At 67.9% G+C, this 14,874-nt stretch carries 14 protein-coding genes; 2 read left to right on the top strand and 12 right to left on the bottom strand.

What is annotated here, in order from left to right; genetic code table 11:
• Window positions 1-74: 74 nt before the first annotated feature.
• On the top strand, window positions 75-1,433 hold the full coding sequence (mgtE, locus tag ACR81A_RS06645) for a magnesium transporter (protein ID WP_202383034.1): 1,359 nt from the start codon (window positions 75-77) through the stop codon (window positions 1,431-1,433).
• Between the two features lie 64 nt (window positions 1,434-1,497).
• On the opposite strand, the gene ACR81A_RS06640 is transcribed toward mgtE, so the two are convergent.
• From ACR81A_RS06640 to ACR81A_RS06600, 9 genes are all read right to left on the bottom strand, one after another.
• The gene (locus tag ACR81A_RS06640) at window positions 1,498-4,530 is read right to left on the bottom strand and encodes an aminotransferase (protein WP_440313072.1); all 3,033 of its coding nucleotides are present in this window, start codon (window positions 4,528-4,530) and stop codon (window positions 1,498-1,500) included.
• Window positions 4,531-4,650: 120 nt separating this feature from the next.
• Window positions 4,651-5,256 carry a non-canonical purine NTP pyrophosphatase gene (locus tag ACR81A_RS06635; RefSeq protein ID WP_202383032.1) on the bottom strand — a complete coding sequence of 202 codons (606 nt, stop codon included), beginning with the start codon at window positions 5,254-5,256 and terminating at the stop codon, window positions 4,651-4,653.
• Window positions 5,253-5,999: a ribonuclease PH gene (gene rph / locus ACR81A_RS06630; protein WP_440313071.1), complete on the bottom strand. Its 747-nt coding sequence runs from the start codon at window positions 5,997-5,999 to the stop codon at window positions 5,253-5,255. Before rph ends, ACR81A_RS06635 begins: the two co-directional genes overlap by 4 nt.
• A gap of 48 nt (window positions 6,000-6,047) precedes the next feature.
• A complete protein-coding gene (murI, locus tag ACR81A_RS06625; protein WP_440313070.1) occupies window positions 6,048-6,887 on the bottom strand; it encodes a glutamate racemase in 840 nt (279 codons plus the stop codon).
• A 21-nt stretch (window positions 6,888-6,908) separates the two neighbouring features.
• The gene (locus ACR81A_RS06620; protein WP_202383029.1) at window positions 6,909-7,571 is read right to left on the bottom strand and encodes a ribonuclease HII; all 663 of its coding nucleotides are present in this window, start codon (window positions 7,569-7,571) and stop codon (window positions 6,909-6,911) included.
• On the bottom strand, window positions 7,564-8,280 hold the full coding sequence (lepB, locus tag ACR81A_RS06615; protein ID WP_440313069.1) for a signal peptidase I: 717 nt from the start codon (window positions 8,278-8,280) through the stop codon (window positions 7,564-7,566). Before lepB ends, ACR81A_RS06620 begins: the two co-directional genes overlap by 8 nt.
• 166 nt (window positions 8,281-8,446) lie before the next feature.
• Complete coding sequence (gene rplS, locus ACR81A_RS06610; RefSeq protein ID WP_125099645.1) at window positions 8,447-8,794, bottom strand: 50S ribosomal protein L19; 348 nt, start codon at window positions 8,792-8,794, stop codon at window positions 8,447-8,449.
• Between the two features lie 120 nt (window positions 8,795-8,914).
• Entirely contained in the window at window positions 8,915-9,493 is a 579-nt protein-coding gene (locus tag ACR81A_RS06605; protein WP_440313068.1) for a dihydrofolate reductase family protein, read from the bottom strand.
• 41 nt (window positions 9,494-9,534) lie between these two features.
• Complete coding sequence (locus ACR81A_RS06600) at window positions 9,535-10,452, bottom strand: helix-turn-helix transcriptional regulator (protein WP_440313067.1); 918 nt, start codon at window positions 10,450-10,452, stop codon at window positions 9,535-9,537.
• A 112-nt stretch (window positions 10,453-10,564) separates the two neighbouring features.
• Here ACR81A_RS06600 and ACR81A_RS06595 point away from each other — a divergent pair, with 112 nt between their 5' ends.
• The gene (locus ACR81A_RS06595) at window positions 10,565-12,679 is read left to right on the top strand and encodes a RecQ family ATP-dependent DNA helicase (RefSeq protein ID WP_440313066.1); all 2,115 of its coding nucleotides are present in this window, start codon (window positions 10,565-10,567) and stop codon (window positions 12,677-12,679) included.
• Between the two features lie 18 nt (window positions 12,680-12,697).
• On the opposite strand, the gene ACR81A_RS06590 is transcribed toward ACR81A_RS06595, so the two are convergent.
• From ACR81A_RS06590 to ACR81A_RS06580, 3 genes are read right to left on the bottom strand one after another with little or no spacing between them, the layout of a single operon-like run.
• Window positions 12,698-13,696, bottom strand: coding sequence for an Fpg/Nei family DNA glycosylase (locus tag ACR81A_RS06590; protein WP_440313065.1), 999 nt, complete (start codon window positions 13,694-13,696; stop codon window positions 12,698-12,700).
• A gap of 2 nt (window positions 13,697-13,698) precedes the next feature.
• Window positions 13,699-14,193, bottom strand: coding sequence for a ribose-5-phosphate isomerase (locus ACR81A_RS06585; RefSeq protein ID WP_202383023.1), 495 nt, complete (start codon window positions 14,191-14,193; stop codon window positions 13,699-13,701).
• Window positions 14,194-14,224: 31 nt separating this feature from the next.
• Entirely contained in the window at window positions 14,225-14,845 is a 621-nt protein-coding gene (locus tag ACR81A_RS06580) for a mycothiol-dependent nitroreductase Rv2466c family protein (protein WP_440313064.1), read from the bottom strand.
• Between the last annotated feature and the right edge of the window lie 29 nt (window positions 14,846-14,874).

The raw sequence follows: 14,874 nt of genomic DNA, 5'->3' as shown, positions 1-14,874 counted from the left end.
GGACGCCCCGCCCCGGGCGCGACCGAATCATTTTCCGCGCACCCTAGGCGGTGCGTGCCGGCAAGGAGCGACCCATGACCTCACCCCAGATCCAGAACATGGATGATCTGGCCACCACGATCGAGCAGCTGTTCGCGGCGCGTGACCTGACCGCCCTCACCGAGGTGTTGGCGCCTCTTCCCGCGACCGATCTCGTGCCTCTCTTCGAGCGGCTGAGCCGAAAGCAGCGAGCCGTGATCTATCGGCTGCTGCCGAAGGACAGCGCTGCCGAGGTCTTCGAGCTGCTCGACCCGCCGTTGCAGAGCGATCTGCTGCACGGCCTGCAAGACTCCGAGGTTGCGCAGCTCTTCGTCGACCTCGATCACGACGATCGACTGTGGCTACTCGACGAGGTGCCGGCCGCGCTCGCTACCCGGCTGCTCCGCGGTCTCCCCGAGCACGAGCGCGTGCTTACCTCCGCACTCCTCGGCTACCCGCAAGACAGCATCGGTCGCCGCATGTCGCTCGAGTACGTGTCAACGCGTGCCGCGTTTACCGTCGAAGAGACGATGCGGCGAGTGCGTGAGCGGCTGCAGGACGCCGAAACCGTCTACACGATTCCGGTGCTCGATGACTCCCGTCACGTGGTGGGGATTGTGAGCCTGCGCGATCTCCTGAGCGCCGAGGGCGATATCTCCGTCGCCGAGCTCATGAAGGACGCGCGCACCGCCGAGGCCGCGTCCGATGCGGAAGAGGCTGCGCGTCGCTGCGCGGACCTGAAGCTCCTCGCCATGCCGATCGTCGACCGCGAGAACCGGCTCGTGGGGATGCTGACCATCGACGACGCGATCCGCATTCTCGAGCACGAGGAGAGCGAGGACGCTGCACGTCAGGGCGGCACCGAGCCGCTGCGCCGCCCGTACCTGTCCACCCCGGTGAGCACCCTCGTACGCTCGCGCGTCGTGTGGCTTCTGGTGCTCGCCGTTGGTGCAACGCTCACGGTGCAGGTGCTCTCGGTATTCGAGGCTACGATCGAGCAGGTCACCGTGCTCGCGCTCTTCGTGCCCCTCCTGATCGGCACGGGCGGCAACACCGGCAACCAGGCCGCGACTACCGTGACCCGCGCGCTCGCGCTCGGCGATGTGAAGTCGCGCGACTTCATGCGGGTGCTCACCCGAGAGCTGCGTACGGGCGGCCTCCTCGGCCTGCTGCTCGGCACGATCGGCTTCACGATCGCCTCGATTGCGTACTCGGTGGAAATCGGACTCGTGATCGGGCTCACGCTGCTGTGCGTCTGCACGCTCGCTGCCGCGGTGGGCGGCTGCATGCCACTCATTGCTCGGGCGGTGAAGGTCGACCCCGCAGTGTTCTCGAACCCCTTCATCTCGACCTTCGTCGACGCGTCGGGCCTGATCATCTACTTCCTGATCGCACGCGCCATCCTCGGCCTCTAGCGCCGGAAACAACGCAGCGGGGCCCCAGACCGAAGAGTCTGGCGCCCCGCTGCGGTTGTTGCGACTACCAGCCCTCGGTGAGCACCCGGTCGAGCGCCGCGACCACGAAGTCGGCGCTCTCACGTGTGAGGCAGAGCGGTGGCTTCACCTTCAGCACGTTTGAGCGCTCTGAGGTGGTGAGCACGATGACACCGAGCTCCCTGAGACGCTCGCAGATCGCGGCAGCCTCGGCGGCTGCGGGCTCCATCGTCTCGCGGTCGCGCACGAGCTCGACACCGAGGTAGAGGCCCTCACCGTGCACCGGGCCGATCAGCGCGTGCCGGTCAGCGAGCGAACGGAAGCCCGCCGCCAGGTGCTCCCCCACCACGCGCGCGTTCTCTTGGAGGCCCTCCTCGGCCATCGCGTCGAGCACCGCGATGCCCACACGGCAGCTCAACGGGTTTCCGCCAGCTGACGAGAAGAACTGCCCCTGCGACGCCAGCGCATCCGCTACCCGCTTCGACGTGATCACGCCACCGATCGGGAAGCCATTGCCCATCGGCTTCGCGATTGCGATGATGTCCGGGCGCACGCCCGACTGCTCAAATCCCCAGAACGAGGATCCCATGCGTCCGAAGCCCACCTGCACCTCGTCGGCGATGCAGAGCCCGCCGGCCGCGCGAACTCGCTCATAGGCGGCTTGCAGGTATCCCTCGGGCAGCATCACGCCGCCCGCGTTCCCCAGTACCGACTCGCAGATGAACGCGGCAACACCTCGGCCCTCCGTCGCGAGCGCGTCGAGGTCGGCACCGAGATCTGCGGCGTAGCGCTCTCCGACGCTCAGGTCGGCGGCGTCGCCACGATACGTACCGCGGAATCGGTTCGGTACATCGGCGACGTGCACCCAGTCGGGCCGGTTCTCCAGCGCGTACGGGTTGTCGTACGCGCTCGTAGTCACCGCGTCGGAGGCCATCGTCCAGCCGTGATATGCCTCACGGAGCGCCACAACGGTGCGCTGCCCGGTGGCGGTCTGTGCCAGACGGAGCGCGAGGTCAACAGCTTCGGAACCACTGTTCACGAGCAACACGGTGTCGAGCTCAGAGTCCTCGGGTAGCTGCGCAAGCAGGCGCTCGCTGTACTCTGCAAGCTCGCGGAACAGGAAGCGCGAGTTCGTGTTGAGCACTCGGATCTGGCGATTCACTGCGTCGGCAACGCCCGGGTGGCCGTGGCCCAGTCCCGTGACGTTGTTCACCATGTCGACGTATGCACGACCGGTCGTGTCGATCAGGTGGTGGCGCCACCCCCGCTCGATCTGCATGGGGCGCTCGTAGTACCGCTCCTGCGCGCTCGCGAAGATCTGCTCTCGGCGCGCAAGCTCATCGCCCGCCTCGTCGCGCTGTGCCAGCTCCGGCAGGGCAAGCAGCCCGGCCGGATCGTGCGTGAAGCGGCGCCAGGCCGCGACGCGTTCCGGTTCGACGAGCTGAGCACGGCCGGGTTCCGGCGTCGGCACCGAGAGGATCGGCGGCTCAGCCCCCTCGGCTGCGTCGCTCCGCACCAACGCAACGGTGAGCGGTCGAGCGGCGTCGGCTGCGCGCAGCTCGCCCAGCGTGGCGCCGGCGGCAAGCTCGCTCCCCGGCATCACGCTCGATGCCACCGCGAAGCCATCGATCGAAAGGATCCAGCCCCCAGCGGTTTCAAGCAGCAGGCCACGATCGGTCACCGTGCGCACCACGCCCGCCGCGGGTGCCGCCACGAGCTCAGCAACGCCCGCCGGCACCCACACCTCAGTGCCGAGCGGCCAGCTCGCGGCGCCCGATGCACGATCGATCTCAGTGCGGGTGAGGCGGTACACGCCGTATGGAAGCACCGCGGCGGCCGCGCCGGTGGTCCATGCGCTGGCAACGAGTTCCGCTTCCGCATGAGTCTCCTGCCAGACGCCACCCGCCAGCGCCTCCGACTCCACGCCGGGGTCGAGCACAGTCACAGTGCCGACGAGCTCGGGCAACAGCGAGCGGAGTGGTTCGGCAGCGCTGCGCTCCAACCCGGCGCCGGGGGCGACACTCAGCTGCAGCCCGGCAGCGCTCGGAGCACCATGGAACCCCAATCGGACGAGCACCTGTTCGGTGGCTTCCGCGAGCGGCAGCGCGGTCGCAGCGTCGAAAATAGCCTGCTCACCCGCAATCCGTTCGCGCGCGTACTCATTGCCACCGTCGATCTCGAGCTGGCGCCACCCGCTTGCCACGAGCACGGCGGCGCGCAGCACGATGAGCGGCCAGACCGCCCGAGCTTCCGCAGGGGAGAGTGGGGCATCGCGATGGAACGCGGCGATGAGATCGAGCAATCGCAGCGGCCGCTCGGGATCGTGGTGCAGCATCGACGATGCGGTCACTGAGAGCTCAGCCACCCGCCAGCCGTACGCGAGGTCACCCAGGTCAAGCACGGTGTGTGGATGTACGCGCGAGTCGTCGCCCGGCAGCCCCGTAACGTTGTCGTCGGTGAGGTCGCCGTGGATTGCCTGCGTGGGCAGCTCAGCCGCAACCTCCTCGAGCGCGAACTGCGCACGGTTCGCGGCGTCCACGACGCGCTCCCGAATCTCCGCATCAGCAATCGCCGATGCGAGCGCGAGCGTCTGCTCGTGCGCCACGGCCATCACCCACATGTGGTCGCGGTCAAGTCCCGGGTGCTGCAACTCAGCCAGGGCGCGCACGGAGGCCGCCGCGAGCGCACCGAACTCCTCCAGCACACGCGGCGCGAAGTAGCCGAGGTCCACCATGGGCGCGCCCGGTGCGAACTCACTGCGGCGAACGGCAAAGCCACCCCAGCGCTGGGTCTCCTCCCCGTCGAGTCCAGGCAGCACCGCTGCGACCGGCACGCCCGCCGCGCGGTACGCCTCGAGCGCTGCGTGCTGCGCGTCTCGTTCGGGATCGGTAAACACGGGATTGTCGACGCGCAGCACACTGCGCGAGCCATCCCCCTCGGTCAGCACAAAATTGCGGTCCTGATTACTGCCGAGTTCGGTCGCAACCGCCTCGATCCCATAGCACTCGCGCGCAATCGAGGCCGCGTCGGCCTCGGAAACGTCGGGGCGGACCAAGCCGCCCGTCTGCTCTTCCGTCATCGTGAGATCTCCATCTCTGGTGTCGAAAATAGTGTCGTGCGTGTGTTGGGTGCCGGCGTCGCGGATGCGGGGCACTCGGGCTCGGATCATGGGACCACACAAGCCAGCGTTCAGGGGCGCCTACAGGCGCGTGCGAATCTCCTCTGCAAGCGCGGTGAAGGCGCGGGTTCGGTGCGAGTGCTGATCCTTCTCTGCTGCGGTCATCTCCGCAGCCGAGCGGCAGCTGCCCTCCGGCTGGAAAACCGGGTCGTAGCCGAAGCCGCCCTCACCGGCGGGCGCACGAAGCACAGACCCTTTCCAGACACCGAGCTCGCACACCTCCTCAGGGGCGGCACCGTCGGTTCCCGGGATGACGAGTGCCGCAGCGCACACGAAGCCCGCGGCGCGGTGCTCGTCCGCGAGGTCGCTGAGCTGCCACAGCAGGAGATCGACGTTTGCCGTGTCGCTGCGCGCGGGACCACCCCAGCGCGCGGAAAAAATGCCTGGGCAGCCACCCAGCACGTCCACCGCGATGCCCGAGTCGTCCGCAATTGCGGGGAGTCCCGTGTGCTCCGCTGCGGCCCGCGCCTTCAACAGCGCGTTCTCTTCAAAGCTCGTGCCGTTCTCTACCGGCTCGGGGCCGTCGTAGCCGATGAGCTCGATCCCCGGGATCAGGGGGCCGAGGATGCGCTGCAGCTCAGTCAGTTTGTGTGCGTTGTGCGACGCGAGCACCAATTGCTGGGTCATGCGGAGCGCTCCTCAGAGAGAACCGCGCGCTGCAGCTCGCTGAGCTCCCCCGCGCTCGCGAGCGCAAGGTCCAGCAGCGTGTCGAGCTCCGCGCGCTTGAACGGCACTCCCTCAGCGGTGCCCTGCACCTCCACGAAGTCGCCCGAACCGGTCACAACGACGTTCATGTCGGTCTCTGCACGGGAGTCCTCGGTGTACGCAAGGTCGCTCATCGCGGTCTCTCCCACGATGCCGACGGACACTGCGGCCACGCTATCGGTGAGCGGCTGCGCCTTCCGCGCGATGTGACCCTGCGCGCGCGCCCACTCGATCGCATCCGCGAGGGCGACGTACGCACCAGTGATCGAGGCCGTGCGCGTGCCACCGTCCGCCTGCAGCACATCGCAGTCGATCACGATCGTGTTCTCGCCGAGCGCCTTCGTGTCGATGACCGCTCGAAGGCTCCGCCCGATCAACCGGGAGATCTCATGCGTGCGTCCGCCGATCTTGCCCTTCACGGACTCGCGCTGCATCCGCTCGTTCGTCGAGCGCGGCAGCATCGAGTACTCCGCAGTGACCCAGCCCGTCCCCTTCCCCATCAGCCAGCGCGGCACGCCAGGAGTGAAGGACGCGGTGCAGAGCACCTTGGTGTTGCCGAATGAGATGAGGGCGCTGCCCTCGGCCTGTCCGCTCCAGCCACGTTCGATCGTAACGGGTCGCATCTCGGCCGGGGTGCGGCCGTCTGCTCGGGTGAGCTCAGTCATGTTGAGAACCTCTCTGAGAAGGGTGGGAAAATCTTGGCGCCGCGGGCGTCAGCCCGGGAGCTGAATAGCGCCGGTCTGCACGCGCTCCACGCGCTCGATGCTGTTGCCGAGCATGCGCCGCGCGAGCGTCACAAACGCCTCTGTGTCGGGCCCCGTCGCTTCGTAGCGCACGGTCGGCTCGCCCGCGTCAGCGGGACGCAAGAGGCCGCGCTCGGTGAGTGTCTGGAACACCTCGCTCGCGGTCTCAAGGTCACTCGAGACGAGGGCGACGTCAGGGCCAACGACCTGACGCAGCGCGCCGCGCAAGAACGGATAGTGCGTGCAACCGAGCACGAGGGTGTCGATCCCCTCGGCGATGAGCGGCGCAAGGTACTGCTGTGCGACAGCATGAACACGCGGACCGCTCGTCTCGCCCGCCTCGGCGAACTCGACGAAGCGGGGAGCCGCGGCGGACGTGAGCGCGATCTCTGGGCGCATGGCAAAAAGATCGTCGTAGGCACGCGATTGGATGGTCCCCTGGGTGCCAATCAACCCCACGCGTCCATTCCGGGTGATTGCAGCTGCGCTCCGCACAGTCGGCGCGATCACCTCGATCACCGGGACGTCGTACCGCTCGCGCGCGTCTCGCAGCACCGCCGCGGATGCGGTGTTGCACGCGATCACGAGCATCTTGACCCCCTGCGCGACCAGGTCGTCGAGAATCTCGAGCGCGAAGCGGCGCACCTCAGCAATGGGGCGCGGACCGTACGGCGTGCGAGCGGTGTCGCCCACGTAGATCATCGATTCACCGGGCAACTGATCGCGGATCGCCCGTGCCACCGTGAGTCCACCTACACCCGAGTCAAACACCCCGATGGGAGCTTCCGGGCTGATGGTACGCGCGCTCATTCCTCCAGCTTAGCGGAGGGGTCAGGGCAGGGATTTGATCCAGGTAGCGCGGTGCATCTCGGTGAGTCCCGCCGCCGCGAGCCCTGCATAGTGCGCCTTCGAGCCGTAGCCCTTGTTCGAGTCCCAGCCGTACTCGGGGTGCTCCTCGTGGGCGGCGCGCATCACGGCGTCGCGCTCCACCTTCGCGCGCACCGACGCCGCGGCGACGCTCGCGCACGCGCGATCCGCCCCGACACGGGTGTGCACCGTGAGCGGTCGCTTCAGCACGGGGCTCAGCCAATCGTGCGAACCATCGAGAATGATCACGGCATCATTGACCGGCACGCCGAGCTCGTGGAGGGCGAGGAGCGCACGACGCGCCGCAGCGCCAAGCATCGCAGTGATCCCGAGCGAGTCGATCTCCTCCGCACTCGCGAAGCCCACGGCGCCCTGACCCCACTCGCGCACGAGCGGCGCAAGGGCGTCCCGTCGCTTCTCGCTGAGCAGCTTGGAGTCGCGCAGGCCCTCCGGGAACTCTGCTGTGCCCACGACGACAACCTGCGCGCCGACCGCCACGGGCCCCGCGATCGCGCCGCGTCCCACCTCGTCGAGACCGATGACCAGGGTCGCACCGTCGGCAAAGTACGCTGCCTCGACGTCGAGCGTGGGGTCCTTCGAGGGCTTCGCCGGCTTCGGCTCAGTCACCCTTCGCCTGCTCCACGCCCGTGAACGTCCCCTCGGGAACGCCGAGCCAGGTGAAGCGATCGAGCGGCCAGTTCAGCACGAAGGCGCGGCCCACAATCTCCGATTCGGGCACGAAGCCCTTGCCCGGCTGATCCTGGTTGTAGCGCGAGTCCTTGCTCTGGTAGCGGTTGTCGCCCATCACCCAGATCGAGTTCTCCGGCACCGTCACATCAAAATCGATCTTGGAGGCGCGTGTCTCCCCCGGCGGAATCACGATGTACGACTCGTCAATCGGCACACCGTTCACCATGACACGGCCCTGCGCGTCGCAGCACTGCACGCGGTCGCCGCCCACACCGATGACCCGCTTCACGACGTACTCGTTACTGGTGTCTGCGGCGAGTCCGAGCGTCTGCAGCACCTTCTCAAACCCGGTCGGCGGGTTCTCCCCGCGGGGGTAGAGCCACCCGCCCGGGTCCTTGAACACGACGACATCGCCGCGCTCCACGTCCATCACGTTGGGGACGAGCTGGTTGACCAGGATCCGGTCGTTCACCTCGAGCGTGTGCTCCATCGACGGCGATGGGATGTAGAAGCTCCGCACGAGGAACGTCTTGAGCAGGAACGACACTAGGAAAGCGACGATCAGGATCACTAGCAGGTCGCGCACGAACCCGATGAACCCGCCTCGACGTGTCCGACCGCCTGCGCTGTGCTCGGCCTCACTCATGTGCGCTCCTTGCTGTATCGGCCGCGCGGTGCTCGCGCGGCGTCCGCTCGCGCAGTGCGCGGGCAACATCTCTGGTGAGACACTTCAGGCTCCCATACCCTGGCGGGAGGGAGCCTGAAAGCGTCACGGGCGTGTCGAATGACGTACCCAGGAATCAGTGCGCAGCTTACGCGTCGCGCTTCTCCTTGATCTTGGCCTTCTTGCCGGTGAGGCCGCGCAGGTAGTACAGCTTCGCGCGACGAACGTCACCGCGGGTGACGACCTCGATCTTGTCGATCGCGGGCGAGTGCACGGGGAACTTACGCTCCACACCCACCTGGAAGCTGATCTTGCGGACCGTGAAGGTCTCGCGAACGCCCTCGCCGTGACGCGAGATCACAACGCCCTGGAACACCTGGACACGCGAGCGGTTGCCCTCGACGATGTTGACGTGCACCTTGACGGTGTCGCCGGCACGGAAGGCGGGGATGTCGCTCTTGAGCGACGCGGCATCGACGTGGTCGAGCTTCTGCATGATGTTCTCTCTCTGCGCCCGCCGCAAGTCGGAACGCGGATTTTCAAAGTATTAAAGAGGTGTTGGCTCACGGTGTGTGCGGACCCTCGCGGCAGTGCCGCACCGTGGCACAAGGATCAATTATGCCACATCGAGAGGCGAAGCCGCATCACCGTGCTTCGGCGCGGCGACGCGGTAGCGGGCGGTGAGGAAGGCGCCGTTCGTGCCGTGCTCAGTCAGCTCAAGATCGAGGCGTCGTGGCAGGAGCGGGCGCCCCGCGCCAAGCGTCACTGGCGCGATCGACAGTTGCACCTCGTCGAGGAGCCCGGCATCGGCGAACTGGCCAGCGAGATCACCGCCGCCGACGACCCACAGGTCTCGCCCGTCTGCTGCCGCAAACATTTCGGCGTAGACATCGGCGACCGAGCCGTTCGCGAAGCGCACGTCCGGCGTCGCGCCGCTCGCGCTCAGGGCAGGTGGAGCGAGATCCCGGCTCGTGAGGACCCACGCGGGGACGTCATAGCTCCACCCGCCGTTCGCAAGTACCCACTCGTAGGTGGTGGAGCCCATCACGATGGCGCCGATGCCGGGAATGAACTGCTCGTAGTCGTTCCCTCCGCCCGGCACTTGCTCCTGCGACAGCAGCCAGTCAAGTGAATCGTTCTCATCGGCGATGAAGCCGTCAAGGGATGACGCAACGTAGTAGATCAGTCGAGACATGTGGGAGTCCTTTCGTTGAGTTCAGAGTGGGGCGAGACTGGCTACGCCTCGCCGCGGCGCGCGCGAAGCCAGAGGATGGGATCGCCGCCATCGCGTTCGAGTCCGTGCTCCGCGAGCATGCCTCGTGCAAGTTCGCGGCGATGGGCGGCATAGTGCAGCACGTGTGCGACGACCCCGCTCAGCTGGAAGCTCTCGGGAGGCTCGCAGAGCGCGTCGATCACGCGGTCCTGCCAGGCCCCCTTCCGATCAATCTCGCGGACTCTCGCGGTCCACGCGGCGGACACCGCCGCGTGCCGCTCAGCGAGTTCAGCGAGGAGCTTCGGCGAGTTCAGCGCGGGCGCCTTCGGCTGAATGCGCCCCTCAACCACCGCGAGCCAGATTTCCTTGGCGCCCACCAGACCAGCGAGCACCGCGGCGATGCTCGCTTCCTCACCCGTCCAGTCGAGCACGCGCTGGCCAGGCCGCTGCGCGTGCATGACCACCTCGGCCGGGAGCGTCGCCGCGTATGCGATGAGCGCGGCGGTATCGTCGGCATCGTGGAGGAGCTGCTGCTCAAGCAGCGGACTGCTCGCGGTACGCTGCTCCTCGATCCACATCGACATCGGTGGGTGGAAGTGAATACCGTTGGCACTCGGCAGCCAGTGCCCAGCGCCGTGAACGCTCGGCGGAGCGCCGAACGCGCGGGTGTACGCGCGGCTGAAGCCCTCCGCAGAGTCATAGCCCGCCGAGAGCGCGGCGTCGATCACGCGCGCCCCATCGCTCAGTTGCCAGGCTGCACGCTCAAGGAGCACGCGTCGGCGAAGCGCCGCCGGCGACTCTCCGGCGGCAGCCGAGACCGTCCGCGCGAAATGGAAACGCGAGGCGTGCGCTGCTCCCGCCATCTCGTCGAGCGTGCGATTGGGTTCCGCGAGCACAGCGTCAAGGAGTTCGCGAAGGCGATCCGGCTCTGATGTGGTCATGCCTCCAGTCTGACTCGCTCACAGGACATGCGCATGACCGTTCTTGCGCAGTTGTGGGGCAGCTTGCGGGAAGCCCCGTGCGCACGTCGGTGGCGACTGAGAAGATCGAGGTATGGCAGATCCAGCGATTTCCACTCACTCGCAAGCGCTGACGGTGCTGCGGCAGCTCACCGGTGCCGCCACGGCAGAGTTTCATCCGGGCCAGTTTGAGGCCATCAGCGCTCTCGTCGATGAGGGGCGGCGGGCGCTTGTGGTGCAGCGCACCGGGTGGGGGAAGTCGGCGGTCTACTTCGTGGCGACCGCGCTACTTCGAGAACGGGGCGCCGGGCCCACGCTACTCGTGTCTCCGCTGCTCGCGCTCATGCGAGACCAGGTGGCGGCGGCGGAGCGCGCCGGGGTGCGCGCAGCCGCCATCAACTCGGCGACCGCCGACGAGTGGGAGGAGATTGAGGGGCGCCTTGCCCGCGACGAGATCGACGTGCTCCTTGTCTCCCCCGAGCGGCTGAATAATCCGCGCTTTCGTGACACGCAACTCCCCACGATCCTGGCGCGGATGGGACTGCTCGTGATCGATGAGGCGCACTGCATCTCTGACTGGGGCCACGATTTCCGCCCGGACTACCGGCGCATCGCCGCGCTGCTCGCGGGGCTCGAACGGCACGTCCCGGTGCTCGCGACCACGGCGACCGCCAATGCCCGCGTTGTCGCTGATGTGGTCGAGCAACTGGGCAGCGACGTGCTCACGCTGCGGGGCACGCTCGCTCGTGACTCGCTGCGACTCGGCTGCCTTCGGCTCCCCTCCGCGGAGACTCGGCTTGCCTGGCTCGTGGAGCACCTGGGCGGCTTCACCGGAAGCGGGATCGTGTACGCCCTCACCGTGTCCGCCGCGGAGGACACCGCACTTCTCCTCCGCGATGCTGGCTACGAGGTCGCGGCGTACACCGGCCGAACTGACCCGGAGGAACGGGCGCGACTCGAGTCCGCGCTGAAGAACAACGAGGTGAAAGCGCTCGTCGCGACGAGTGCTCTGGGCATGGGGTTCGACAAGCCGGACCTGGGATTCGTGCTGCACCTCGGGGCGCCGTCCTCCCCCGTCGCGTATTACCAGCAGGTGGGTCGAGCCGGGCGTGGCACCGCGCACGCCGATGTGTTGCTGCTCCCCGGCGCTGAGGACCAGGCGATCTGGCAGTACTTTGCCACCTCGTCGATGCCCGATCCCGAACGCGCGCGGGCGGTCATCGAGGCGCTCGGCGCCCCGGATGCGACGCCACTGTCAACGCCTGCGCTGGAGGCCCGCGTCGACTTGCGACGCACGCAGCTTGAGCTGTTGCTCAAGGTGCTCGATGTCGATGGAGCGGTGAACCGTGTTGCCGGCGGGTGGGTGGCAACCGCTGCGGCGTGGCACTACGACGCTGAGCGGTACCGCCGCATCGCTGCGGCCCGGGAGGCGGAGCAGGAGGCCATGCTGAGGTACGAACGCGGCGACGCGTGCCGTATGGCTGAGCTGCAGCGCGAACTCGACGATCCCACCGCGGCAGACTGCGGTCGCTGCGACGTCTGTGCTGGGCCGTGGTACCCCGCTGAGGTTGCCGCGGGCGCGACCGCGCGGGCAACGAGCCGCCTGCAGCAGGCAGGCGTGCCGGTTGACCCCCGCGGGCAGTGGCCCGCCGGCGCAGACCGGCGAGGCCTCCCCGTGCGGGGGCGGATCGCGGCGAACGAGCGCGCCGAGCCGGGGCGGGTCGTCGCCCGACTCACCGACCTCGGATGGGGCGGACCGCTGCGCGAACTCCTCGCGCCCGGCGCAGCGGATCAGCCGCTCCCCGGAGCGCTGCTCGCGGCGGTGCTCACCACGCTCCGCGACTGGCCCTGGGCCGAGCGGCCTGTCGGCATTGTCGCAATGCCGTCATTCACGCGCCCCACGCTGATCAGCAGCACCGCTGCGACCATCGCGGAGCGCGGCAAGTTGCCCTTCCTGGGCACGCTCGATTTCGCAGACGACCGGCCAGCCGCCGGCCCGGGCGGCAACAGCGCGTTTCGGCTCGCGTCCGTGTGGGGCCGGTGGAGCGTGGGCCCGGAACTCGCTGCCGTGGTCGCCCAGGCGCCGGGCCCCCTGCTGCTTGTCGACGATCTCGTAGACAGCCGTTGGTCGTTCACCGTCGCAGCGCGCGAACTGCGGCGGGCCGGGGCGCCCGCAGTGCTCCCGTTCGCGCTCGCCTCAGTCGGCTAGCTCCCTCGGGGGGCTCAGCTAGTGCTGGCAGCCCGGGCACCAGTACAGCTTGCGCGCGCCAAACTCCTCGAGAATGATGTTCGCGCCGCAACGCTTGCATGGCGTCCCCTCGAGCTTGTACACCCAGTGGCGTTCATCTCGCTCGACCAGGGCCCGCTGATACGCCTCGCCCTCAAGACCGTCAATCGTGATCATCTGCCCGACCGTGATCCCGATCTCGAGAAGTTCCGCCCAGTCGTCCCACAGCGCCTCAAGCACGGTGCGATCCAGCGTGTTCGCCGGGGTGTGGGGATTGAGCTCGGCGCGGAAGAGCATCTCAGCTCGGTACACGTTGCCAATGCCCGCCACGACGGACTGATCCATGAGCACGAGGCCGATCGGCGTCTTCTTCTTCCGCGCGCGCTCCACGAATCGCGCGCGTTCGGCCGGCGTATTCGCGTTTGCGGGATCAGGCCCCAACCGCTGCACGACCGCATCGACCTCTGCTGGTGTGAGCACCTCGCAGGCGGTCGGGCCGCGGAGATCGGCACACACGGTGTCGGTGAGGAGCCGCACGCGCACCTGCCCCACGGGTTCAGGCGGGAAGGACTCTGACGCAGCCGATTCCTTGTCGGTCTCCGCCATACGCACGCGGGTCCGCCTGGGCGCCCCGATGGAGGTCACCGAGTCCTCGGCGTCGCGGTCAACATGGTTGCCGGGACCCGAGTTCTCCCCGTTCTGTCCGAGCCGCGAGTGGCCGGGGGTCTGCCCGTGGATCTGAATCGACGAGTCGATTCGCACCTCACCGGAGAAGTCCCATGCACCGTAGATCCCGAGGTGCACGCGCAGCCACTGATCCCCCTCGAACTCGAGGAACATCTGCTTCCCGACCGCGCGCGCATCGAGCACCTTGCGCCCGTCGAGGAGCGCAGCGCCCTGCGCAAAGCGTCCCTGCGGACTCGACACCGCTGGGTGCTCGCCGACGAAGTTCACGCCAAACTGCCGCGCAATGCGGTGAACAGAATGCCCCTCAGGCATGCTTAACCCAGCTGGTCGACGTGCTTGCCGGCGATATCGCCCGTCTGCTCGTACTCGCCGAGCTGCGCGATCCGGCGCACGTGACGCTCATCCCCGGGGAACGGCGTATTGATGAACAGCTCGATGAACCGGATCGCGTCTTCCACGGGGTGCTGGCGGGCGCCGATGGAGATGACGTTCGCATTGTTGTGCTCGCGCGCGAGCTCGGCGGTCGAGTCGTTCCACACGAGCGCCGCCCGGATCCCGGCAACCTTGTTCGCGGCGATCTGCTCGCCGTTCCCCGAGCCGCCGAAGACCACGCCGAGCGCTTCCACGCCCGCGCGCTGATCCTGCGCAACGCCGATGGCGGCGTTGATGCAGAACGAGGGGTAATCATCGAGCGCGTCATACTCGGCGGGCCCGTGGTCAATAACCTCGTGCCCGAGGCCCTGCAGATGCTGCTGCAGCTGCTGGCTAAATTCGAGTCCGGCGTGGTCAGTGGCTACATGGATGCGCATGGGGTCAATCCTAGCGGCGCGAGCGCCTTCGCTAGAACTGCGGCCCGGCGCTCCGACCACGCTTGAGCTCGTAGAAGCCAGGCACGCTCGCGGCAGCAACGATGCCGTCCCAGAGCCGCAGCGCCGTCTCCCCAGTCGGAGCAGGTGTCACGACCGGCCCGAAGAACGCGTTGCCATTGACCGAGATGATCGGCACGCCCACATCGGGGCCCGCGATCGCCATCGCGTGATCAGTGTTGGCCCGCAGCGTCGCATCGGAGGCCTCGGTGTCCGCAGCGGCGGCGAGCGCGGCATCGAGCCCCAACTCGGCGAGCGCCTCGGCGATGATCGCGTCAGTGTCTGTGCGGGCGCCCGGGTGAATGCGCGTACCGAAGGCGGTGTACAGCGGGCCCACTACGTCCTGACCGTGCGCCACACGCGCCGCCTCTACGACGCGCCCCAGCCGCTGCCCGGCGAGGTGGTGCGGGGTGTGATCGTTCGGCTCGTTGCCCTCATTGAGAATCGCGAGGCTGATCGGGTGCCAGGTGACCTCGAACCCGCGAGCCTCAGCGACTTCGTTCGCCCACCGGCTGGTCATCCAGCACCAGGGGCAGATGGGGTCGAACCAGAACTCGACCTCGGGCTTCTCGGGAATCGGCTGCGCAGCGTTCATGTCACCAGCCTACCCGGGGGCGGCGGGCA

Origin of the sequence: Leucobacter chromiireducens (assembly GCF_051993095.1) — a bacterium.
In the GTDB taxonomy this organism is placed as follows: Bacteria; Actinomycetota; Actinomycetes; order Actinomycetales; family Microbacteriaceae; genus Leucobacter; species Leucobacter chromiireducens.
This window is presented reverse-complemented; position numbering and strand designations above follow the sequence as displayed.